The 20,916-nt window shown below is 70.5% G+C and carries 18 protein-coding genes and 1 tRNA gene; 7 read left to right on the forward strand and 12 right to left on the reverse strand.

Features of this window, described 5'->3' with window-relative positions; genetic code table 11:
- Nucleotides 1–32: 32 nt before the first annotated feature.
- The 6 genes from Dvina_RS05435 to Dvina_RS05460 are packed head-to-tail and all read right to left on the reverse strand — an operon-like array spanning nt 33 to nt 7,360.
- Complete coding sequence (locus Dvina_RS05435) at nt 33–1,169, reverse strand: radical SAM protein (RefSeq protein WP_223101248.1); 1,137 nt, start codon at nt 1,167–1,169, stop codon at nt 33–35.
- A complete protein-coding gene (locus Dvina_RS05440; RefSeq protein ID WP_223101249.1) occupies nt 1,163–1,918 on the reverse strand; it encodes a PIG-L deacetylase family protein in 756 nt (251 codons plus the stop codon). Before Dvina_RS05440 ends, Dvina_RS05435 begins: the two co-directional genes overlap by 7 nt.
- Complete coding sequence (locus tag Dvina_RS05445) at nt 1,918–2,733, reverse strand: APH(3') family aminoglycoside O-phosphotransferase (RefSeq protein ID WP_223101250.1); 816 nt, start codon at nt 2,731–2,733, stop codon at nt 1,918–1,920. Before Dvina_RS05445 ends, Dvina_RS05440 begins: the two co-directional genes overlap by 1 nt.
- Before the next feature lies 1 nt (nt 2,734).
- A complete protein-coding gene (locus Dvina_RS05450; protein WP_223101251.1) occupies nt 2,735–4,090 on the reverse strand; it encodes an aminotransferase class III-fold pyridoxal phosphate-dependent enzyme in 1,356 nt (451 codons plus the stop codon).
- Nucleotides 4,087–5,919: a B12-binding domain-containing radical SAM protein gene (locus Dvina_RS05455; protein WP_223101252.1), complete on the reverse strand. Its 1,833-nt coding sequence runs from the start codon at nt 5,917–5,919 to the stop codon at nt 4,087–4,089. Before Dvina_RS05455 ends, Dvina_RS05450 begins: the two co-directional genes overlap by 4 nt.
- A 49-nt stretch (nt 5,920–5,968) precedes the next feature.
- A complete protein-coding gene (locus Dvina_RS05460) occupies nt 5,969–7,360 on the reverse strand; it encodes an NAD(P)/FAD-dependent oxidoreductase (protein WP_223101253.1) in 1,392 nt (463 codons plus the stop codon).
- Nucleotides 7,361–8,213: 853 nt separating this feature from the next.
- Here Dvina_RS05460 and Dvina_RS05465 point away from each other — a divergent pair.
- The 4 genes from Dvina_RS05465 (at nt 8,214) to Dvina_RS05480 (ending at nt 11,634) form a co-directional block, all read left to right on the forward strand.
- Nucleotides 8,214–8,681, forward strand: a complete 468-nt coding sequence (locus Dvina_RS05465) for a carboxymuconolactone decarboxylase family protein (protein WP_246656047.1) — start codon at nt 8,214–8,216, stop codon at nt 8,679–8,681.
- A 160-nt stretch (nt 8,682–8,841) separates the two neighbouring features.
- Nucleotides 8,842–9,891 (forward strand): Gfo/Idh/MocA family oxidoreductase, encoded by a 1,050-nt coding sequence (locus Dvina_RS05470; RefSeq protein WP_223101254.1) that lies wholly within the window; start codon nt 8,842–8,844, stop codon nt 9,889–9,891.
- A complete protein-coding gene (locus tag Dvina_RS05475) occupies nt 9,888–10,718 on the forward strand; it encodes a class I SAM-dependent methyltransferase (protein ID WP_223101255.1) in 831 nt (276 codons plus the stop codon). The genes Dvina_RS05470 and Dvina_RS05475 overlap by 4 nt, the downstream gene beginning before the upstream one ends.
- 70 nt (nt 10,719–10,788) lie before the next feature.
- Nucleotides 10,789–11,634, forward strand: coding sequence for an inositol monophosphatase family protein (locus Dvina_RS05480; protein WP_223101256.1), 846 nt, complete (start codon nt 10,789–10,791; stop codon nt 11,632–11,634).
- A gap of 96 nt (nt 11,635–11,730) precedes the next feature.
- Here Dvina_RS05480 and Dvina_RS05485 read toward each other — a convergent pair whose 3' ends face one another.
- Entirely contained in the window at nt 11,731–12,708 is a 978-nt protein-coding gene (locus Dvina_RS05485) for a radical SAM protein (protein WP_223101257.1), read from the reverse strand.
- 386 nt (nt 12,709–13,094) lie between these two features.
- Here Dvina_RS05485 and rsmI point away from each other — a divergent pair, with 386 nt between their 5' ends.
- Nucleotides 13,095–14,642 carry a 16S rRNA (cytidine(1402)-2'-O)-methyltransferase gene (gene rsmI, locus Dvina_RS05490; RefSeq protein WP_223101258.1) on the forward strand — a complete coding sequence of 516 codons (1,548 nt, stop codon included), beginning with the start codon at nt 13,095–13,097 and terminating at the stop codon, nt 14,640–14,642.
- Here rsmI and queD read toward each other — a convergent pair.
- The 3 genes from queD to queC are packed head-to-tail and all read right to left on the reverse strand — an operon-like array spanning nt 14,627 to nt 16,347.
- Nucleotides 14,627–14,980: a 6-carboxytetrahydropterin synthase QueD gene (gene queD / locus Dvina_RS05495; RefSeq protein WP_223101259.1), complete on the reverse strand. Its 354-nt coding sequence runs from the start codon at nt 14,978–14,980 to the stop codon at nt 14,627–14,629. The two genes, rsmI and queD, sit on opposite strands and share 16 nt — an antisense overlap.
- Nucleotides 14,980–15,618 (reverse strand): 7-carboxy-7-deazaguanine synthase, encoded by a 639-nt coding sequence (gene queE / locus Dvina_RS05500; RefSeq protein ID WP_246656048.1) that lies wholly within the window; start codon nt 15,616–15,618, stop codon nt 14,980–14,982. The genes queD and queE overlap by 1 nt, the downstream gene beginning before the upstream one ends.
- Nucleotides 15,619–15,624: 6 nt before the next feature.
- Nucleotides 15,625–16,347, reverse strand: coding sequence for a 7-cyano-7-deazaguanine synthase QueC (gene queC, locus Dvina_RS05505; RefSeq protein WP_246656049.1), 723 nt, complete (start codon nt 16,345–16,347; stop codon nt 15,625–15,627).
- A 108-nt stretch (nt 16,348–16,455) separates the two neighbouring features.
- On the opposite strand from queC, the gene Dvina_RS05510 reads away from it, so the two are divergent.
- Nucleotides 16,456–16,529 (forward strand) — tRNA-Met (locus Dvina_RS05510).
- A gap of 145 nt (nt 16,530–16,674) precedes the next feature.
- On the opposite strand, the gene Dvina_RS05515 is transcribed toward Dvina_RS05510, so the two are convergent.
- Both Dvina_RS05515 and Dvina_RS05520 read right to left on the reverse strand, forming a co-directional pair.
- A complete protein-coding gene (locus tag Dvina_RS05515) occupies nt 16,675–18,174 on the reverse strand; it encodes an ArnT family glycosyltransferase (RefSeq protein ID WP_223101260.1) in 1,500 nt (499 codons plus the stop codon).
- 106 nt (nt 18,175–18,280) lie between these two features.
- Nucleotides 18,281–19,414 carry a hypothetical protein gene (locus Dvina_RS05520; RefSeq protein WP_223101261.1) on the reverse strand — a complete coding sequence of 378 codons (1,134 nt, stop codon included), beginning with the start codon at nt 19,412–19,414 and terminating at the stop codon, nt 18,281–18,283.
- 211 nt (nt 19,415–19,625) lie between these two features.
- On the opposite strand from Dvina_RS05520, the gene Dvina_RS05525 reads away from it, so the two are divergent.
- Nucleotides 19,626–20,825 (forward strand): acyltransferase family protein, encoded by a 1,200-nt coding sequence (locus Dvina_RS05525; RefSeq protein WP_223101262.1) that lies wholly within the window; start codon nt 19,626–19,628, stop codon nt 20,823–20,825.
- The last annotated feature ends 91 nt before the right edge of the window (nt 20,826–20,916 follow it).

Genomic DNA, 20,916 nt, shown 5'->3' on the forward strand with positions numbered 1-20,916 from the left:
TGGTGATTTGCTCGGCGGTACGAATCGCGAATTCACCCCTTCGCAGTGACGGTGTCGTAGAGGGCAGGGTCGACGTCGATGTCCATGTTCAGCTCGCAGCAGCGGTAACAGATCGGCTGCAGGCCCTCGCGGATCATCTGACGCATGCGGGTGTAGGTGTCGCTGTGGAAGACCTCGCTCAGCGTCTGCTCGCCCAGCGAACCCATGACCGTGTCGGCGAACGTGGTGCAGCTGATGACCTGGCCGTTGGGCAGCACGGTGGTCTGCGCCCACAGCTTCACGCAGGTCGTCTCGCGCACGATCCGGCTCCAGTCCTTGGCGAAGAACCGGCTCTTCTCGCGGTTGGAGTAGCGGGTCGGCGCGACGAGCACCCGCACGCCGGTGATCCGGTCGGCCTCGTCGAGCTGCTCCTCCAGGATCTTCGGGTCGAGTTCGGCGTGCTGGTGCTCGTTGCAGTAGCCGGCCCAGGACGTGAAGGGCCGGCCGGTGACCGCCTCGAACGCGGGCCGGGAGCCCTTGCCCTCCTCGCGCGTGAAGAAGCTCGACAGCCCGATCGTGATCTCCTCCACGCCGAGCTGCTCGGTCAGTCGCACCATGTCGACGAGGTGCGTGTAGTTCATGCCGGTGACCACGAAGTTCAGGGCGATGTTGGGGCCGTGGCCGGCCCGCGCCTTCGCCTCCTGCAGCGACTTCAGCCCGGTGACGGCCCGCTCGAACGCGTCGCGGCCGCGGATCGGGTCGTTGACCTCCGACGACGGGCCGTCGATGGAGATGTACACGTCGTCGATGCCCGAGTCCACGATGGCGTCGGCGAAGCGCGGCAGCAGCGTCGCGTTGGTGCTCATGTCGAGGTTGCAGTCCGGCATGCGGGTCTTGGCGATACGCATGAGCCCGACGGCGTCGCGGTGCATGAGCGGCTCGCCGCCCATCATGGTCAGGTAGACCTTCTCGCGGTTGCCCTCGGCGAGCTCGTCGACAAGGGCCGTCCACATCTCGACGCTCATCTGGTCGCGTTTGACCTCGGCGAGCCATGTGCTCTCCGCGGCCGAGTCGCCGTACATCCAGCACTCCCGGCAGGTCAGGTTGCACGCCCAGTTCACGAACGCCGTGACGTGGCGCGGTACCGCCGGGATGGTCAGCGGGATGAGCGGTATTGGCTGCGTCACCATGCGTGGGTCTCCATTCTGGGCAGCGGCGCATCTGTGTTCGGCATCGCCGGAACACCGGCGAGGAGCTGGGAGAAGCAGTGCGCGCCGGAGCCGGTGGCGGCCCACAGCCGCTCGCCGCCGGCCGTGGCGCTGTGCGCGGAGATGACCGGCAGGATGAGGTGCGGCTCCTGCGAGGGGTAGCAGCGCACGCCGGCCTCGCGCTCGGCGTGGTGGGCCGCGACGCCGACGACGACCGGGTGATCGGTGTGCGACACGTGCACCCCCGCCGCGTAGGGCAGGTCCTCGTAGTAGACGAGCGCGCAGCCCGGCGCCTCGACGGGCGCGACGGCCTCGGCGGCCGCGCGGGCGGCCACGTGGTCGACGTGCCCGCGGATGGCCAGCGGCACCAGCAGCAGATCGGGGCGGGTCGCGCGCAACGCACCGGCCAGCCGCTCGGCCGCCTGGGCCACGATCGCCGGCTCGGCCCGGGCGCCCATCTCGGTGTCGTCGTCGTAGCCGCGCAGGCTCGCGTCGGGCAGGTCGGCGCGGTACAGCCGGACGCCCGTCAGGGACGACCAGGCGGCGTCCTCGAGCGCGCGGACGCCGCCGGCGGCGGTCGTGCCGTGGGCCGGTGAGGCGGGCGCGTAGGTGGTCCGGCCGAACAGCGTCAGCGCGGACAGCGCCGTGCCGGTGCCGGCGAGCCGCGCGACAGTGCCGCCGATCGACCAGGCGATGTCGTCGGGGTGTGGGGAGAGCAGCAGTACGTTCATCAGACGAACTCGTCCAGGAGGCAGTAGAAGCGGTCCTTGGCGGCGTCGTGGCGGGCGCCGTACCGGCCCAGGAAGTGCGTGCTCGCGACCTGCCCGACGCCGGGGAACTGCTCGGTCACGTCGCGCCGGGCGATGGCCAGGTCCTTCCAGCGGTCGGCGACGCCGAGCCGGCCGACGTCGAGGATGCCGGCGAGCGTGAGCGCCTCCGGCTCGATGAGGAAGTTGTCCAGGCACGGGTCGCCGTGGCACACGACCAGATCCTCGGGCGCGGGCGACGGCGTGGCGGCCAGCTCGTCGAGCAGCTGCCGCACCGACCGCCCGCGCCGCTGCGGATCCAGGTCGTCGAGGTCGATCCAGCCCATCTCGGCCGCCAGCCGGGCCAGCGGCAGGGTCACCGCCAGGGTCCGGTCGAACGGGCAGTCGGCCACCGGCAGGTCGTGCAGGTCGCGCAGCACGTCCGCGACCAGGTCGAGCACCGCGGGCCACTCCCCGGGCGCCCACGGCCCGGCCGCCGAGCGGCCCGCGAGCGCCGTCGTGACGAGCCACATCAGCTCGTCGTCGCCGCCGACGTCGACCACCTCGGCCACCGGGAAACCCTGAGCCGCGAGCCACTGCAGGCGCTCGGCCTCGTTGCCCGGGTGGAACCGCAGGTCGTCATCGCGCCGCGGCGGCGTCGTCTTCACGTAGAACGCGTGGCGGCGCCCGTCGACACGGTGGATGACCGTGCCGTACGAGCGGCTCGCCACGTGCGTCCACGCGCCGTCGAGCCGCAGTCGGGCGGCGAGGGCGGCCGGTGGCCCGGCTGGCTGGGACATGTCAGCCGCAGGACGGGTCGAGGATCCGGGCCAGCGACAGGTCGCGGGTGGCGATGGTGTGCACCGTCTCGTCGATGCGGCGCAGGACCGCCTCGTCGTCGTGCAGCGCCCCGCCGAACGCCTCGGCGGCGAACTGGTGCATCCGCGCGTCCGGCAGCGCGTCGAAGTCGAACTGCGTCGTCTTGGCGATCTCGCGGGCGCCCTTCTCGAACGCCTCCAGCGCGTGGTCGACCTCGGCCTGCCCGAACGCGGCGGTCACCATGTGGGTGCCGCTGTCCTCGAAGTAGGCGCCGTGGTCGTACGCGGCCCGGTAGATGTCCCACGACAGCTGCTCGGACGGCACGACGACGTCGAACATCATCGGCGGCCCGTTGATGAAGGCGGGGATGCCGACGGCGGCCAGGATGTCGCGCATCCCGTCGCGCAGGGCGGCGCCCATCCGCTGGGTGTGCTCGTGCACCGAGCCGTCCTCGGTGACGTCGAGCACCGCGAGGGCGGCGGCCATCGGCGGCACCTCGCGGGTGTAGGTGCCGGCCACGCCCGCCTTGTCGTAGGCGTCGAGGATCTCGCGGCGCCCGACGACGGCGGAGATGGAGTGCCCGTTGCCCAGGCCCTTGCTCATCGTGATCGCGTCGGCCGGCACCTGGCCGGTGCCGTTGAGCCCGCGGTGGCCCCAGCGGAAGGCGGTGATGACCTCGTCGATGATGAAGTACACGCCGTGCTCCGCGCACAGCTGCGACACCCGGCGGTAGTAGGCCTCGTCGAACCAGGCCGGCTCGGGCGTGACGATGACGGCGGCGATCTCGCCGGCGAACTCGTGCAGCAGCCGCCGCAGCGCGGTCTCGTTGTACCCGTAGCACGCGATGCGGGTCGCCGGGTTGAACCCGATGCTGAGGTAGTTCAGGTGCCAGTCGTGCCAGCCGTGGTAGCCCGACGTCACGATGATGTCGCGGCCGCTGGCGGCCCGGGCCATGCGGATGGCGGCCGTTGTCGCCTCCGAGCCGCTCTTGCTGAACACGGCCTTCTCGCCGGCCGGGTACCGCTCGCACAGCCGCTCGGCCAGCTCGATGCGGGGCAGGGAGATGGTGCTGGCGAACACCGTGCCGTGCTCGGCGATGTACCGCGTGATGGCGTCGACCACCGCCGGATGGCGGTTGCCCAGCAGCAGCGCGCCGCTGGCGGCGGTGACGTCGAGGATGCGCCGCCCCTCCACGTCCTCCATCCACGAGCCCTGCGCCTTGACGAACACCGACGGGAACCGGGTGCCGATGTCGTACTGCTCGGCCGCGGTCACCCGGCGGGCCCGCTCGATGGTCTCCAGGTTGTTCAGCGTTTTCGGCCGGGTCTGGCTGGTCATGAAATCTCCGTCTCGGTCGTCGTCATGGCGGCGTCCAGCTCGTCGAGGACGGTCTTGTGCACGCCGTCGAAGACGCTGTCCACGTGGGCGTTGTCCAGGGCGAAGGCGCACCCGTCGCCGAGGCTGCGGGGCAGCTGCTCGGAGCGGTACGCCACGCCGGTGTAAAGGCTGACGGCGGCGGCGAAGACGTCGCCGGTGAACGTGCACACCCGGCCGGGCAGCCGCTGCGGGTCGATGCGCTGGGCGGCGTGGAAGCAGCCGTCCGGGTGGGCGTGCACGACGCTGCCCGCGATCGTCGCCGGCACCGCGGGCACCTCCAGCTCGCCGTTGGGCCCGAACAGCTCGGTGCTGTGTTCGAGCAGCCGGCGCAGCCCCTCGTCGAGCGGGATCGTCCCGCGCTCCCGCCGGACCCGGGCACCCTCCATCACGTACTGCGGCCAGTGCGCCATCGCCTGCGTGATGACGACCGACCAGTACAGCTCGGCCGGGGACAGGTGGTCGGAGCCGATGGCGAAGTTGAACTGGTCGTAGAGGGCGAGCTCGGTGTCGTGCGAGATGAGCCCGCTGGACAGGCACTGCTGGAAGTCCGGCGAGCCGGGGATCGGGTAGAACGGGTTGGTCCAGAACCGGATGCCGGCGAGCATCAGGTTTATCGAGTCCCGGGCGACCTCGGCCGGGGTCTGGCCGAGCAGCCCGACGATGAGCGACGCGCCGACGGTGATGCCGTGCTCGTTGAACAGCCCGGCGCCCGCGTTGACCTTCTCCAGTGAGGTGAAGCCCTTGCGGATCTGGCGCAGCCGCTTGACGTCGGTCGTCTCCAGCCCGAGGAACAGGCTGGAGAAGCCGGCCGCGGCCATGTCGTCGACGAGCGGGCCGTCCAGCTTGACCACCGTCATGCCGTTCGGCAGGTGCAGTTCGACGTCGAGGCCGCGGCGGATGATCGCCCGGCAGATCTCGTGCACCCGCGGGATGTCGAAGGTGAAGTTGTCGTCCTCGATGAAGAACCGGCGGATGCCGTGCTCGTTCACGTAGTGCTCGATCTCGTCGACGACGTTCTCCGGCGCCCGGGCCCGGAACTTCTTGCCGACGGTGGCGTGCACGGTGCAGAACGAGCACGAGAACGGGCAGCCGCGGCTGGTGATGAGCGTCGCTGTCGAGTCGTAGCTGGCCATGTCGAGCAGGTCGACGGCCGGCAGGGCGAGCCCGTCCAGGTCCTGGAGGAAATTCGAACGCGGCTGCAGGTGTACTCCCGCCGGCCGCTCGCAGTCGCAGAGTCCGGTGCCGCAGCGGAAGGCCAGGCCCGGCAGGCCGCGCAGGCTCCGGCCGGCGGCCAGCGCCTCGATCACCTCCACGACGTTGGCCTCGGCCTCGCCGAGCACCAGCGCGTCGAACGCCTCCTCGGTCATCGCGTGGGGGTGCGCCACCGTCGGGTGCTGCCCGCCGAGGATGACCTTCGCCTCGGGCAGGAGCCGCTTGGCCAGCCGGCCCAGCTCGTAGGCCGGCTCGTAGTACGGCGTGAACATGCACGACACGCCGACCACGTCGTAGCCCTGCGCCAGCACCTGCTCGATGCGCTGCCAGTCGGCGCCCCAGTGCACCAGGTGGTCCCAGCGCGGATGGGCCGCGATCTTGGCCCGGTCGGCGTCGGTGTACCGCTCCGGCGGCACCACATGGTTGTCGTCGCTGTACGCCAGGGAGTCGAAGATGTCGACCTCCATGCCGGCGTTGCGCAGTTGCGCGGCGAGGTAGGCGAGCCCGATCGGCATGTGCCGGCCGATCTCGATCATGCAGGCGCGAATGGGCGGCTTGATCAGCAGCACCCGGGTCACGCCGGTATCCGTCCTGGTCGACACATCTGAACCCCTTCCGACATCGGCTTCACCGTCCGGACGCGCCCCGGTGCGCCTCGTAGTACGTGCGAAGCGCCGCGTGGATGTAGTCGTCGGCGAAGATGAACATCTCCGGCGGCGGGACGAACTCCGGATCGACCTGCTCCAGGGACCGGCCGAACGCGCTCCGGAAGTGCTTCTCGATCATCGGCGGCCAGTCGTCCGGCAGCCGCCACTCGTGCTCGTAACCGCTGCCGAGCGTGTGCCGCACGGCCATCTCCAGGCACTCGTCCCGGGTCATCGCCTCGATCGGCGGGCGCACGGGCGTGAACACGTCAAGCTCCGCGTCGGCCTGTTCGCCGAGGATCCGGGCGGCCATCTCGGCGGCCAGCAGGGGCGACTGGTGCAGGCCGTCGCGGTAGGTGCCGGTCATCAGCCACAGGCCGTCGACGCCGGCCCGGCCCAGCAGCGGGAAGCCGTCGAGCGGCACCGGGCGGTTGCCGACCAGAATCCGTTCGACCCAGCCGTTGACCAGGTCGTCGTGCATCTGGCTGGCTCCGCTGAGCAGCAGGTTGAGCTCGCCGATGGCGGCCGTGGTGCCGACCTGCGACTCGACCTCGTTCGTGGCGCCGAGGTAGATGACGCCGTCCTGGCGCGGCACGACGTGCAGGCCGCAGGCGAACGCGCGGTTGGGCGTGCGGATGACGCTCGGCGGCATGGTGCCGGCGGCGGTGCGCACCATCAGCGCGACGCCGCGGCCGGCCACGACCGCCGGAATCTTGTTGCGCAGCTCCTCCGGCAGGCAGCTCAGCAGCTTCGTGGTGGCCGCGCCGGTGGCCAGCACCACGTGCCCCGCGGACAGGACCTCGCCCGAGGTGAGCCGCACGCCGGTGGCCCGGTCGCCGTCGAGCAGCACCTCGGCGACGAGGTCGTCCACGATCGTGCCCCCGTTGCGCACCAGCGCCGCGGACAGCGCCCGCAGCAGCGCCGGTGCGTCGACGGCGTGCTCGCCGGGGATGAACATCGCCTGCAGCGGCCGGTGCGTCGGGGCCGGGTGGATCCACGGCACGTCGGCCGGGTCGATGTCCTCGTACGGCTCCTTGTACTCGTCGAGCGCCGTGCGGATGGCCTTGAAACCCTCGGTGTCGATCTCGGGCACGCCGACGGTGTTGAGGATGACGACTGTGCCCTTGGCGGTGCGGAGCGCGACCTCGTCCGACTCCTGCAGCAGGCCCTCCTCCCACCCGTCCCACAGGGCGGTGGCCCGGAAGTCCATGGCCAGCTTGAGCCGGCCGTGCTCGCTGCGCAGCAGGTGCGGGGTGACCTCGCCGAAGCAGCCGTTCATGGCGCCGGCGGCGGCCGAGGCGGCGTGGGGCCGGTCGGCCCGCCCGACGACGGCCACCCGCAGTCCGCGCCGGGCCAGGGTCAGCCCCAGTGACATTCCGAGAGCGCCGTTTCCGGCGACTACGAGATCATAATTTTGAGCAGCATCAACCACGTCAAATACCATCTCGGTCGAAGGATTCGCGGCCGCGTCCAGCGAGGCCGCACTCTTTTCCTTGGGGACCGTATTGAACCCCGTGCGTGGCAAAACCGGCGAATGACGCCGGTTCGAACAGCGGCGAATGTCGCCGGCTCCTGGCCCAGGATGCTACATGAGCGCCTCGGCCGTAACCACCCTCAAATTACGGGAAGATAACGTGTCGCATTTGCCGGAGATTGACGCGAGTGCACACCGACAACCATCCAATCGGTGATTCGGTGTAACTCGTGACGGACGAACGGTGGACGTCGCGCTGTCGGTAGGGTGAGATCCACTGGCCGTTCGGCTGATCAGCAAACTACTAGGATCGCCGGGTCGTCCATCGATCACCCGGCTCGTCGGTACCCATATATGAGCAGTTCAGAGGCGATTGCCGGAGATCTTCGCGGCGCGGGCCGGGCGGGCCGGCCACCGGTCGAAGTCGATCTGGTGCCCCCACGAACGGGCGCCTCGGTGGTAGCGTCGGCTCCGCGGTGACGGCGGCGCGCATGCGGCGCCTAAGCGCGGTAGTTGACCGGTGGAAAACTGTTAACAACAGTCACTGATAACTGTCTGGATGCTTACATCGCAAGACCGGCCCATTGCGCTCAGCGGTAGCGGGCCGCTAGGAAGAATGCAACGTACGAACGGGGGTACGGGGCGATTCGCCAGTATGGCTCGGCGCGCGCTTAATGCGGCGCCTCGATTGCCGCATGCGCACGAACGTATTCGCAGGATCGGTGCGCCGATTGGCGCGCAGACAGGAGCGACCATGACCGCTGCCAATTCTTCCGCCATTTCCAAGTTCAAGCTCCCGGCCGACCGGCTCGCGCCGCACATCATGCAGGCGATGGAAGCCCTGGACGAGGCCGCCGACAAGGTGAGCCTGGATCAGCGGCTCCTCGAGCTCGTGCGCACGCGGGCGTCGCAGGTCAACGGCTGCGCGTTCTGCGTCAACGCGCACACCCAGGCCGCCGTCGAGGCGGGCGCGACCGCGCAGCAGCTCGCGACGCTGACGACCTGGCGTGAGGCGCCGTTCTACTCCGACCGCGAGCGCGCCGCGCTGCTGCTGACCGAGGCCGTCACGCTCATGAGCCAGGCCCCGGTCACCGACGAGCTGTGGGCCGAGGTCGGCGCGCACTTCAGCCAGACCGAGCTGGCGGAGCTGCTGTGGGCCATCTCCGTCATCAACGTGTGGAACCGCATCGCCGGCACGGCGCACCCCTGGCCCGTTGGGTGAGCGGGGCCGCGCCGGGCGCGGCCCAGAGCGACATTGCCGGAGCCGCGACGAGGCGCGCCCCGGGAGCTGGTAGCCCCGGCCCGATGGGTGCCGGATGGCTCGTCACCGGCGCCGAGGCGGTGCCGCGATGGAGTGCGGACTCAAACGGGGGTGGTCTGACATGCGGATCGGTCTGATCGGTGCGGGGCGGATCGGTGCGGTACACGCCCGGTCCCTTGCCGGTGACCCGCGAGTGCACCGCGTCGACGTGGTCGACGCCGACGCCGAGCGTGGCCGGCAGGTCGCCGCGGCGGTCGGCGGTCACGTCGTCGACGGGCTTGACGCACTGCTGGACAGCGCGCCCGACGCCGTGGTCATCGCCGCGCCGACCCACACGCACGCCGAGCTGGTCGTGCAGTGTGCCGGGCGAGGCGTGCCGGTGCTGTGCGAGAAGCCGGTCTTCGCCGACCTCGACACCGCCCGCCGGGTGGCGGCGCAGGTGCGCGAGACCGGCACGCTGGTGCAGGTCGGCTTCCAGCGCCGCTACGACCCCGGCTACCGGCGCGGCTTCGAGGCGGTGCGCTCCGGCGCGCTGGGACAGCTGCGGCGCATGCACATGGTGACCGCCGACCCCGAGCCCCCGCCGGCGGCGTACGTCGCGGTCTCCGGCGGCATCCACCGCGACTGCCAGATCCACGACTTCGACGTGCTGCGGTGGATCAGCGGGCGCGAGGTCGTCGAGGTCTACGCGACCGGCGCCAACCGCGGGGCCGGCTATATCGGTGCGGCCGGGGACGCCGACGAGGCCGTCGCCGTGCTGACCCTCGACGACGGCACGCTCGCCACGATGCAGGCCTCGCGGTACAACGGCGCCGGCTACGACGTGCGGATGGAGCTGGCCGGCAGCGGCGCGACGCTTGCGGTCGGGCTCGACACCCGGGTCCCGCTGCGCTCGCTGGAGCCCAACGCGCCGGCGCTGGCCGAGTCGGCCTGGTCCGGGTTCATGGACCGGTTCGCCCCGGCCTACCGCGCGGAGGTGACCGCGTTCCTCGACCTGGTCGTCGCCGCGGCCGGGGCGGGGGTCGCGCCGGAGGGACACTGCACCGTCGACGACGCGCTGCAGGCGCTGCTGATCGCCGAGGCGGCGGCCGTGTCCCGCCGGGAGCGGCGGCCGGTGGGGCTGGCCGAGCTCGGCAGCGGTGCGGTTCTTGCCGGGACGGCGGCCGGATGACCGCGGCGGCCGAGACGACGCAGGCGGGCGTCGCGGGGGACGAGGGACTCGCGCTCAGCGAGGACGCGGTCTTCGCCGACTTCGCCGCCCGGGTCCAGCTGGCGGACGCCCGCGTCGTGGAGATCGGCGGGTCGCTGTCGGAGGCGTTCGCCGAGCGGCACGGCGTCGCGCGATGGACGTCGATCGACCCGAACCGGCCCGCCGCGACCGGGCCGTCCGGGCGCACCGAGGTGGTCTCCGCCCGGGCCGAGGACATGCCGCTGCCCGACGGCTGCGCCGATGCGGTGTTCTCCAGCAACGCCTTCCAGTTCATCGACGTCGCCGCGACCCTGGCCCAGGTGCGGCGGGTCCTGCGCCCCGGTGGCGTGCTCTACGCCCACTTCGGCCCGATCTGGAGCGCCGTCGACGGCCACCAGCTCGAGTACGTCTCGTACGAAGGCCGCGACCTGGTCTTCTGGCGCGACACGCTGCTGCCGCCGTGGGCCCACCTGGCCTACGACCGGGCCGAGCTGCGGGAGCTGCTCGGCACGGCGCTGCCCGCCGAGCTGGCCGACCTGCTCGTGTGGCACGTGTTCGACAGCGACACCGTGAACCGGCTCTTCTTCGAGGACTACGTCGAGGCGGCCCTGAACAGCGGTCTCGACCTGATGGAGGTGCGGGCCTCGCACCACCTCGACTACGAGCTGCGGCTGCCCGCGTTCGACCCGGCCCGGCTGCGGCAGGCCGACCCGGCCGGGCTCGCGGCCGACTGGACGGCCCGGCGGGGCCGCCCGACCCGGGTCGGGGCCCGTGACGTCCTGCTGGTGCTCCGCCGGCCGATCGACTAGACGCCCCGGTCGCCGAGCACAGCGGCCGCCACGGGTCCGGCAAACCGCCGGGCCACCGACAGGAGGCGCGGTGACCAACGAAGATCTGCTGCTGCGGCAGCCCCCGGTCCGGCAACTGGACGGATACCTGGACGCGGCCGTCCGGGCCGCCCGCGCGGCCGGCCGGGTCGTGCGCCACGCGTTCTACGAGGGCCGCGCCGTGGTGGAGGACAAGGGCCCGCGCGACTACGTGACCGAGGTCGACCGGGCCGCCGAGGACCTCATCCGGGAGTCCCTGCTGCGCTACGCCCCGGCGCCGGTGCCCTTCGTCGGCGAGGAGTCCGGCGGTGTCGTCGGCTCGCTGAGCTGGGTGGTCGATCCGCTCGACGGCACCACGAACTTCCTGCGCGGGTACCCGTCGGTCGGGGTGTCGATCGCCCTCGTCCACGAGGGCCGGCCGGTCGTCGGGGTGGTCCACGCGCCGATGTGGGACGAGACGTTCACGGCCGTGGCCGGGGCCGGGGCGCTGCGCAACGGCCGGCCGATCGCCGTCGGGACCCGGCCCGCGGCGCGGGCCGTCTGCTCCACCGGTCTGCCGGTCAAGCGACCGGAGGCGATGAGTGCCTACCTGGACCTGCTCGGCCGCCTGCTGCCGGCGGTGGAGGATCTGCGCCGGCCCGCCGGGGCGAGCCTCGACCTGGCCTGGGTCGCGTGCGGGGTGTTCGACGCGTTCTTCGAGCTCGACCTGGGCTCGTGGGACGTGGCCGCGGGGGCGCTGCTGGTGCGTGAGGCCGGCGGCGTGGTGACCGACTGGTCGGGCGACCCGGACTGCTGGCTGGACACCGGGCACATCGTGGCCGCCTCGCCCGGCGTGCACGCCACAGTGCTCCAGCACACCCGGGCGACGGTGCTGCCGGTGCTGCGGCGAGGCCGCTGACGATGCCCGGTCGGCGTGGGGGCCGGGCGCACCGCGGAACCGGCGCGGCGCCCGGGCCGGCGGCGCGGCGCTCGGCCGCACCGCCGCCCGTCCCGGTCACGACGCCGGGGCCGGCGCCCGGTCGAGCCGCTCCTGCAGCGCGGCCACCCGGGCCGGGTCGCCGAGGGCCTGCATGCAGAAGGTGCAGATGTTGGAGAAGCGCTCCTCGTCCAGGTGCTGGAAGAGCGGGTGCTCCCGGACCATCGTGCGGAAGTAGATCGGTGAGGCCGGGTCGTAGAACGCCCGCACCAGCCGCTCGCGCCGGTCGCGGTCCGCCGCGCCGGACTCGGCCGAGCGGATGGAGCCCAGGAACACCGGGGTGCGCTTCATCTGGTCGACGCCGATGTCGAGCTGGCAGCAGGCGTAGACGTCGCCGGTGGCGTGAACGGTCGTGGTGAGGTCGTCGCACTCGGACAGCTCCTCGACCCGGTGGCCGGTCCAGACCTGCAGCATCTCCCGGGCCCGCCCGCGGTCCAGCAGCTCCAGCACGACGTAGGGCTCCCCGGCCCCGGCCAGCGCGGCGATGATCTCCTCATCGCGCTCCCGGAAGTGCGACCGGCAGAACTGGATCTCGGTCGCCAGGCCGAACGAGCGCGCGGTGCGGGCCGCGGTGATCGGCCGGTCCACCGGGAAGTACTTCATGTGGTAAATGTCGGCGCTCAGTGCCAGACCCGAGATGCCGGCCTCCACGAATGGCGCGAGCTTCTGTCTCGCCAATTCGTCCGACCGTGCCCAGAATGCATTCGACTCGACATCCACGACGAATCCGAGCTGCCGTGCGAAGGCGATGACCTCGCACATTTCACCGGGGTACAGGAATACCTCGCCGCCGCTGAACGTCACGTGCCGGCGGCCGTTTTCCCATGCCTGCGAAAGGGCGGCCCGGACCTCGTCGGTGCTGAGCCGCTCGCGCCGCTGCGGGCTCGACTCCACGATGCAGTGGTCACAGGCGATGTTGCAGGTCAGCGTGAAGTTGATGCACAGGCGCTGGTGGCTGGGGAACCGGTCCCAGATTGGCACGCCCTCGGCGGTCACAGCGGTCTCCTTTGCCGGAATTTCACAGTGTTGGCGAGCCGTTTCGGGTCCGCTCCGCCGGTAGCGAGAACCTCGCACCCCCGGCGCATTCCCGGGCTCGCCCCGAATTGCCCACGTCGATCAGCGGGTTCCTTCCATCGTCTCCCGGAACACCGCCCGATGTCCACGCCCGGCCGCATCTATGGCCTCAATTTTTGATGACGGCGACCGATTGAATGTCCGGACCCGCCGGTGCGTTCGGCTGCCTTGCTATCCTCGAAGCGGGCCTGCGAATGGTCAGCCGCTGCCGGGCCCGCCCGCGGCGGCGCCATCGCCGGCTGCAGGGGTTGGCTCGGGGTCACGGCGTCCGGGCACGGAAGAGTTCGTCGTGGTGGACAAGGAGCCGAGTGGCACGCAGCACTGGGTCCCCGGCCGAGCGTGCCGCCGAGGTGGCCCGCCAGGTGCTGGCGGCGCCGAAGTACCGCAGCCTCGACGAGGCGCTCGTGAGTCGCTTGGCCCAGGAGGCCGCGGAGCGGTTCAAGGACCGGGGCGAGGCCGTCAAATGGGCCAAACGCAAACTGCACCAGGCTTTCGGGGCCTTTGTCAGCGGTAGTCCGGCCCAGGCCGTCAGCGCCTGCGTCGCGAAGATCGCCGCCGGGGCCGACCCGAAGGAGGCCGCCCGGGAGGCGATGCGCGCCCATGCGTCGTCGGCCGAGCGGGTCGACTGGCTCGACCCGTTCTACGCGACGATCGAGCAGTGGTGCGGCCCGGCCTCGTCAGTGGTCGACCTGGCCTGCGGCCTCAACGCGCTGGCGCTGCCGTGGATGGCGCTCGCTCCCGACGCCACCTACACCGGCCTGGACGTCGACCGCACGCTCGCCGAGGCGCTCGGCACGCTCGACACCGTCTTCCCGGTCCGCGTGACAGCGGCCACGGCCGACCTGGTGGCCGACCCGCCGCGGCTCGAGGCCGACGTCGCCCTCGTGCTGAAGACCCTCACCACCGTGGAGCAGCAGCGCAGCGGGGCGGCCCAGCGGCTCATCGCGGCCCTGGACTGCCGCCACGTCGTGGTCACCCTGCCCCGGCGCAGCCTGTCGGGCAAGCGCGGCTACGCCGACGACGCCGACGCGATCGTGGGCAACGCGATCCAGGGGACCGGCTACGGGATCGCCGACACGGCGGCCTTCGGCGACGAGGCGATGTACCACCTCGTGCGGGTTGCGGCCGCGGAGGCCGGCGTCGCGGAGGCGGCCGACCCGGCCTCCGAAGGCGGCGCCCTCACCCTCGTCGGCACCCCGATCGGCAACCTCGGCGACCTCAGCGACGGGGCGCTCGCCGCGCTGCGGGCGGCGGACGTCGTCTGCGCCGAGGACACCCGGCGGACCCGCAAGCTGCTCAGCGCCTACGACCTGCACCCGGCTCAGCTGGTGTCGGTGCGGGAGCACAACGAGGAGCGCTCGGCCGCCCGGGTGCTCGACCAGCTCCGCGCCGGGCGGCGGGTGGCCCTGGTCAGCGACGCCGGCATGCCGATGCTCTCCGACCCCGGGCAGCGGGTCGCCCGGCACGTCCTCGACGGCGGCGGCGAGCTGCGGGTCGCGCCCGGCCCGGACGCGGCGAGCACCGCGCTGCTCCTGTCCGGCCTGCCGGCGCAGCGCTGGTGCTTCGAGGGGTTCCTGCCGGCCAAGGGCGCCGAGCGGGCCCAGCGCGTGGCCGCGGTGACCGGTGAGCCGCGGACGGTGGTGCTGTACGAGGCCCCACACCGGCTGCTGCGCACGCTTGACGACCTGGTGACGGCGGCGGGCGCCGCCCGGCCGGTCGCGGTGCTCAACGACCTCACCAAGTTCTACGAGCGGGCCTGGCGCGGTGCCCTGGGCCAGGTGCGCGACGAGCTCGCCGCGGGCCCCGAGCCGCGCGGCGAGTTCGTCATCGTGCTGGGCGGTCAGTCACCGCGATAGGTGCAGCCCGACGTGCACGTCTCGTGGACCGTGATCGCGGCCAGCGGGAGCGTAGCGCGCAGGCGATCCCAGATCCAGCGGGCCAGGACCTCGCTCGTAGGGTTGTCGAGGCCGTCGATGTCGTTGAGGTAGTAGTGGTCGAGCTGCTCGTGCAGCGGCTGGAAGGCCTTCTTGACGTCGCCGAAGTCCATCACCCAGCCGGTGACCGGGTCGACGTCGCCCTGGACGTGGACGGCCACGCGGTAGGAGTGGCCGTGGAGCCGGGCGCACTTGTGGCCCTCCGGGACGTTCGGGAGCCGGTGGGCGGCCTCGAACGTGAACTCGCGGAAGATCTCCATCAGGCGATCCCGAGGTACTTGTGCGTCTGCAGGCTCAGCCGCCACTGCGGGTGGCGCAGGCAGAACTCGACAGCCGCGCGGGTGTTCGCCTCGCGGTCGGCGCTGTCCATCGGCTGGATCAGGAAATGCTCGAAGTCCAGCCGCTCGAAGCGCTCCGGCGGGGCGTCGGCCTGCGGGTACACCAGCTTCAGCTCGTTGCCCTTCGTCAGCACCACCTCGGCGGTGGCCTTCGGGCTCACGCAGATCCAGTCGATGCCGGCGGGGGCCGGGCGCGTGCCGTTGGTCTCGACGGCGACCTCGAAGCCCTCGGCGTGCAGGGCGTCGACGGCCTCCTCGTCGAGCTGCAGGAGCGGCTCGCCACCGGTGCAGACGACATACGGCCGGCTGCGCGGGTCGGCGGCGCCGCGCCAGGCCTTGGCCACCGCCGCGGCGAGCTCGGCCGCGGTGCGGAACCGGCCGCCGCCGGGCCCGTCGGTGCCGACGAAGTCGGTGTCGCAGAACTTGCAGATCGCGCGGTGCCGGTCCTGCTCCCGCCCGGTCCAGAGGTTGCAGCTGGTGAACCGGCAGAACACCGCGGCTCGACCGGCCTGCATCCCTTCGCCCTGCAGGGTGTAGAAGATCTCCTTGACGCGATACACCGTGGCTTAGCCGACCTTCGCGGACAGGGCCGGATCGGTCATCCCCAGCGCGGCGAAGCCCCGGTTGCGCAGCAGGCAGGAGTCGCAGGTGCCGCACGGCCGCCCGTCGACCGGGTCGTAGCAGCTGTGGCTGAGCGAGTAGTCGACGCCCAGCTCCAGCCCGCGCTTGATGGTCTCGGCCTTGCTGAGCGAGATCAGCGGCGTGTGGATCTTCAGGCGCTGCTTCCCCTCGACCCCGGCCTTGGTGGCGAGGTTGGCCATGTTCTCGTACGCCTCGATGTACTCGGGCCGGCAGTCCGGGTAGCCGCTGTAGTCCACGGCGCTCACGCCGAGGAACACGTCCTGCGCGCCGAGCGTCTCCGCCCAGGCCAGCGCGAAGGACAGGAAGATCGTGTTGCGAGCCGGCACATACGTGACGGGGATCTCGTCGCCGAGCTCGGCCGACGCATCGTGATGCGGCACACCGATGGCGTCGTCGGTGAGCGCCGACCCGCCGAAGATCCGCAGGTCGATGTCGGCCACCACGTGCTGCTTCGCCCCGAGCGAGCGCGCCACCGCGCGGGCCGCGTCCAGCTCGACACTGTGCCGCTGGCCGTACCGGAAACTCAGCGCGTAGGGCTCGTAGCCGTCAGCGGCCGCGATGGCGAGCACCGTGGCGGAGTCCAGGCCGCCGCTGAGCAGGATTACCGCTTTCGGCTTGGCGTTCTCCGGGCTGGAGGGCAAATTCACCGCTCAACTCTACATCCAACCGCGACCCCGGCCTCCGCGCGTGATCAAGGCGACGCTCTAACCCATTTGGGTCCGAAGGCTCTCTCGCGCTAGTGTTGTCCTTACCGACGCGGGGTGGAGCAGCTCGGTAGCTCGCTGGGCTCATAACCCAGAGGTCGCAGGTTCAAATCCTGTCCCCGCTACGACGAGTGAACGGCCCCTGTCTTCGCGGCGGGGCCGTTTATCGTCTCCGCGTGCTTCGCGCGTGCGAGCGCGCTCCCCGGCGGTGGACTTCGCCACCCCCGCGGGCCTCCTTCCGGTGGCTGAGTCCTGGTGGGCGCTTGTCGTTCACCGGCCGGGTCTCACCGTATGCGTCTCAGATCCCTCGTATGAGCCCGTGGCGTCACCGCACACATGGCAAACCCTCAACACGAGCACATCGGCCGCCGGGCGGCCGACCACCACGCCCGCGGCCACCGCACGTTGCGCCTGGACCGCCTGGGTGAGGCCGACCTGTCGCCGCAGCCGGGGCGACAGCACCACGACGTCGACATGCTGCCAGCCCCCGGGCCAACGCGCACTGGCGGTCCGATCGAAGTCCAGCTTCTCCACGAGAATCACCTCGCGCCAAGGATCGCGTCCGTCCGCGTACAACTGGGCGAATAGCTCGTCATCGACGAGGACACCGGAGCTGCGTGGAACGTTGGCCTCGACCCACCGGGCGATCGCCAGACCGCGGGCCGTACCGTCGCCCTGGCCCGTTGCCGCCACCCGCACCGAGCATCCGGCGACCACAAGCGTCGCAACCGCGACCGCCGCGACTCGGACCCAGGCTCTCCGTGATACCCGCTGCCACAACAGCCAGCCGCCGAGCGCCGCGGCCAGCGCGAGGAACGGCACCAGGACAGCGGCGAACATGCCCGGGAGGTAACCACCCGGCTTGACCACGATCATTGTCGGCACGAGCACCGCCAGACCCAGCCAGCGCCGATCCTTGGTCATCGCCAGCGCTATCCCGGCGGCGAGTCCCAACGTGACAAGCAACGGGTCCGCGGTCGTCCACGATGCAACCGCGGTAAACCGGCCGCTGTGCGTGTCCCACAGCACCCCGGAGCCCTGTCGGCCGATGAGCTGCCAGCCGGCCGTACGAACGAACACGAAGAGTTCACCACGAAGGGCGGCAAACAGCGGATACAGCACGAGCACGCCGGTCAGCCCGCCGGCCAGGTGCATGATCGCTCGGCGTCGTAGGAGCTGCGGGCATGACGCAGCGACCAGGGCAACGAGTGCGGGGACGAACAGCAATGCCGACTCTTTACTGAGGGCGGCGACTCCGAGCAGCATCCCGGCCGCAATCGCTCGCCATCCGGGCCGCGCGCCGATCCCCGCCAAGAAAGCGGCGAGGATCCACGGGACGGCGAAAGCTTCGAGGTAGACATGGTGCAGCAGGCTGGTGGTGAGCGGGCTGCAGGCAAACCACACGCCCGCGATCGCGGCCGGCCAGGGTGGCAGGCTCAGTCTTCGGCACAGGGCGTACACGAGGACGGCGTCGGCGAACACGGCCATTGCCACGATGATCCGGACGGCGGCAATCGCCGATCCTGGAAGGTGTAGAAGGTGCTGCAGCGCGACGGCGGGGGCCGCTTGAAGCCATCCGAGTGGAGGATGGTCATAGAAGTATGTATACGGGGCGAGCCTGCCGCGTAGGACGGCGGTCGCCTGGGCCGTGTAGGTGCCCTCGTCCACCGTAACCGGGGCGGCATTCGCACGGGCACACGTGACCGCGGCAACGACGGCGGCCGTTGCGGCGATCGTGCTGGATCTACCCGTTCCGATCTTGATGGTCATGACGCTCCAGCATCAGGAGAAGCACGCAGCGGCTTGCGGATCGGTGAGTGGGGGCCATGAGGCTTCGTCCGGACGGAGAGCCGACCGCGCTGACCTGGCAGCGCCGCTACGGAGAGTGTGTCCACCCGGTCAGCAGGAACACGCCGTATCCAACCGAGCCGGCCGCCATCACGGCGATGACCGCCACCTGCACCCGTTGCGGCCGGGACGCCAGCCAGACCACCGCGGGGACCAGGGCGGTGAACGCGATCAGCAGGAATCGGGCCTTCGCGAGGTAGGTGCCCGCACTCCCGATCGCCAGCACGACCGTGAAGAACGTGTAGGCCCGGACGGCCGGTTGCAGCGGGATCCGGAAAGACACGACCGCCAGCGCCGCGAACGCGGCAGTGACAATGGCGACCATCGCCAGAGGCAAGGTCGGATGCCGCGGTAATTGCCACAGCACACCCCAGGCCGCCTCCCGACCGAAGTCGAACCGGGAGTTCCACCCCGCCCGCTGGATGTGCCACCAGGCGGCCGGATGGCCGACCCGGACAGCGACGTAGATCCACCAGGCGCACACGCCGACGGGCGCGCCGACGACAGCGACCCAGCTTCGCCTACCCTGACGGGCGACTAGGGCCACCCACCAGACGGTCGCGACGAGCGCCACCGCGGAGGGCCTCGCCAGACCGGCCGCCGCGCACCAGGCGGCGGCGCTCACGAGCCGGCCCCGCAGCAGCGCCAGGACGGACGCGGCGGCCAGCGCAACGAACAAGCCTTCGGTATAGGCCATCGTTTCCACGACCGCGTGTGGGAGGGCAGCCCAGCCGGCCGCGAGCAGTATGCCGCACCGCCGGCCGCCGAGATGCCGGCCGAGAAGGGACAACAGGACGGCGGCGACCAGCCCGCAGGCGCCGGCGACAACGATTGCCGCCCAATCCGGGTGTAGCCCGAATGCCATGACGGCACGGATCAGGACAGGCAGCAGCGGCGAGAACGCTAGATTCGACTTGACCCCACCATGGCCGTCGTCATGGAGGCCGTGATCGTAGCCGCTTACCGCAATCTCGACGTACCAGTCGCCGTCGTAACTGGTCAAGAGGTCCGTCAGCGGCCGGGTGCCGCCCGCAATCAACAGGGCGACGACACCGGCCGCGCGAATCGCCAGCCAGGTCCCAGCGGCAACGATCCAGATCGGCAGCCGCCCCAGCCGGACAGCGGCAACTGCGTCCGGCCTCAATGTCAACGAAGGCTGCACCGGCTGAAGATAAAGTCATCCATCGTCCGCGGCATCGCCCGACGGAGGGATGGGCGGCTGTTCCGGCATCGCTTCGACGTCATCGTCGCAGCGATGGACGGCCGAACGATCTAACTCGTTCGAGGGTTTCCGAACCATATCGAGAAAAATCGCCCTGCCGCGTGGTGCGACGGTTGCTGATCGGATGCAGCATGGGTTCCTGTCCGCTGGGATGGCGTTCGCCGAGCCCTCCGTCGATGAAAGATTAGGGGCCAAGGGATTGCTGTCCGGGCAATATCGAGGCACGACCGCCTCGGCGACACCTGCCAAGATGCCGCTCTACCCATTGCTGGACAGTGTTCGAGCGGTCGCCGCACTGGGAGTATTTGCCTATCATGCAAATCAATCCTGGCTGTTCCCTCAGGCGCTCAGGCCGCTCGCGAGTCACGGAAACTTCGGAGTGCCGGTTTTCTTCGCCCTGAGCGGCTTCTTGGTCTATCGGCCGTTTGTGCTGGGTCTCCAGCGTCAAGAACGATTTGCCGTGAAGAAGTTTTATCGACGCCGAGCCAGGCGAATCGTTCCGGCATATTGGTTTGCGCTGATCATGCTGGCCATGTTTCCCGGCCTTTCACGCTTCCATGATCGCTGGTGGCAATTGTTTCTGTTCGGCCAGGGATTTGACCCCGGCACGGTTTTCGGCGGCGGCATCGGTGCGGCGTGGAGCCTGTGTATCGAGGTAAGTTTCTACCTCCTTTTGCCTGGCTACGCCATCTTCATTCGCTGGTTGATGGCGGCAGGGCGGGCGAGGTGGTGGCATGAACTCTGTGTGCTGTCCGCCATGGCGGGATCTACGCTCCTGGCGCATGCCCTCATTGGCCGGTCGGAGCGCTGGGCGCTCCTGGGGTTCACGCTGCCGGGGACCCTCTATCTATTCACTTCGGGCATGGCGCTGGCTGTGGTTTCGGTGCGCACGAGATGGCTGGAGAGCCGGGTTGTGACGAGCTTCCCCGAGGCATTCTGGATCCTCGCCATCGGCCTGTATGTTGTAACTTCATATGCGCTGCCGGCTGACGATCTGGGATCTGTCCATCCGCTTTACGGTGCGATCGCTGCGCTGGTGATTCTGCCGGCAATTGTCCATCCCGGTCCGCGTTTCATGTCCTTTGTGGGCTGGTGGCCGCTGCGGCAGATGGGATTGATATCCTACGCGTTCTATCTATGGCACCATGCGCTGCTCAATGTGGCGGGAAGGTTTCTTGGCTACTCCGTGGAGGCGGTATCAACCGCTTTCGTGGTCACCTGCCTGATTTCGATTTTCAGCTACGTGGTCATCGAGAAGCCATTCATGCGAAGATCGCCGCGGCCCACGAGGAGGCCGGTCCCGGATCACCCTCGGCGCTGGCTCTTCAATGCCGGTGGCGCCGAAGAATGACTGGACAGGCGGCGGAAAGCGATCGCTTGCTACTCGTAAGGAGGGAACGCGGCGATGTGCGGGGCCACGGTGTCGATCCGGGATGCCGGGT

Source organism: Dactylosporangium vinaceum, assembly GCF_019904175.1.
In the GTDB taxonomy this organism is placed as follows: domain Bacteria; phylum Actinomycetota; class Actinomycetes; order Mycobacteriales; family Micromonosporaceae; genus Dactylosporangium; species Dactylosporangium vinaceum.

Bases quoted from the DNA above. Each gene is read 5' to 3' on its own strand.
- queD (WP_223101259.1), bottom strand. From the start codon at position 14,980: ATGGAGATCTTCCGCGAGTTCACGTTCGAGGCCGCCCACCGGCTCCCG.
- Dvina_RS05440 (WP_223101249.1), bottom strand. From the start codon at position 1,918: ATGAACGTACTGCTGCTCTCCCCACACCCCGACGACATCGCCTGGTCG.
- Dvina_RS05515 (WP_223101260.1), bottom strand. From the start codon at position 18,174: ATGACCATCAAGATCGGAACGGGTAGATCCAGCACGATCGCCGCAACG.
- Dvina_RS05450 (WP_223101251.1), bottom strand. From the start codon at position 4,090: ATGACCAGCCAGACCCGGCCGAAAACGCTGAACAACCTGGAGACCATC.
- Dvina_RS05470 (WP_223101254.1), top strand. From the start codon at position 8,842: ATGCGGATCGGTCTGATCGGTGCGGGGCGGATCGGTGCGGTACACGCC.
- Dvina_RS05525 (WP_223101262.1), top strand. From the start codon at position 19,626: ATGGCGTTCGCCGAGCCCTCCGTCGATGAAAGATTAGGGGCCAAGGGA.
- Dvina_RS05435 (WP_223101248.1), bottom strand. From the start codon at position 1,169: ATGGTGACGCAGCCAATACCGCTCATCCCGCTGACCATCCCGGCGGTA.
- Dvina_RS05460 (WP_223101253.1), bottom strand. From the start codon at position 7,360: ATGTCACTGGGGCTGACCCTGGCCCGGCGCGGACTGCGGGTGGCCGTC.
- Dvina_RS05475 (WP_223101255.1), top strand. From the start codon at position 9,888: ATGACCGCGGCGGCCGAGACGACGCAGGCGGGCGTCGCGGGGGACGAG.
- Dvina_RS05445 (WP_223101250.1), bottom strand. From the start codon at position 2,733: ATGTCCCAGCCAGCCGGGCCACCGGCCGCCCTCGCCGCCCGACTGCGG.
- Dvina_RS05465 (WP_246656047.1), top strand. From the start codon at position 8,214: ATGACCGCTGCCAATTCTTCCGCCATTTCCAAGTTCAAGCTCCCGGCC.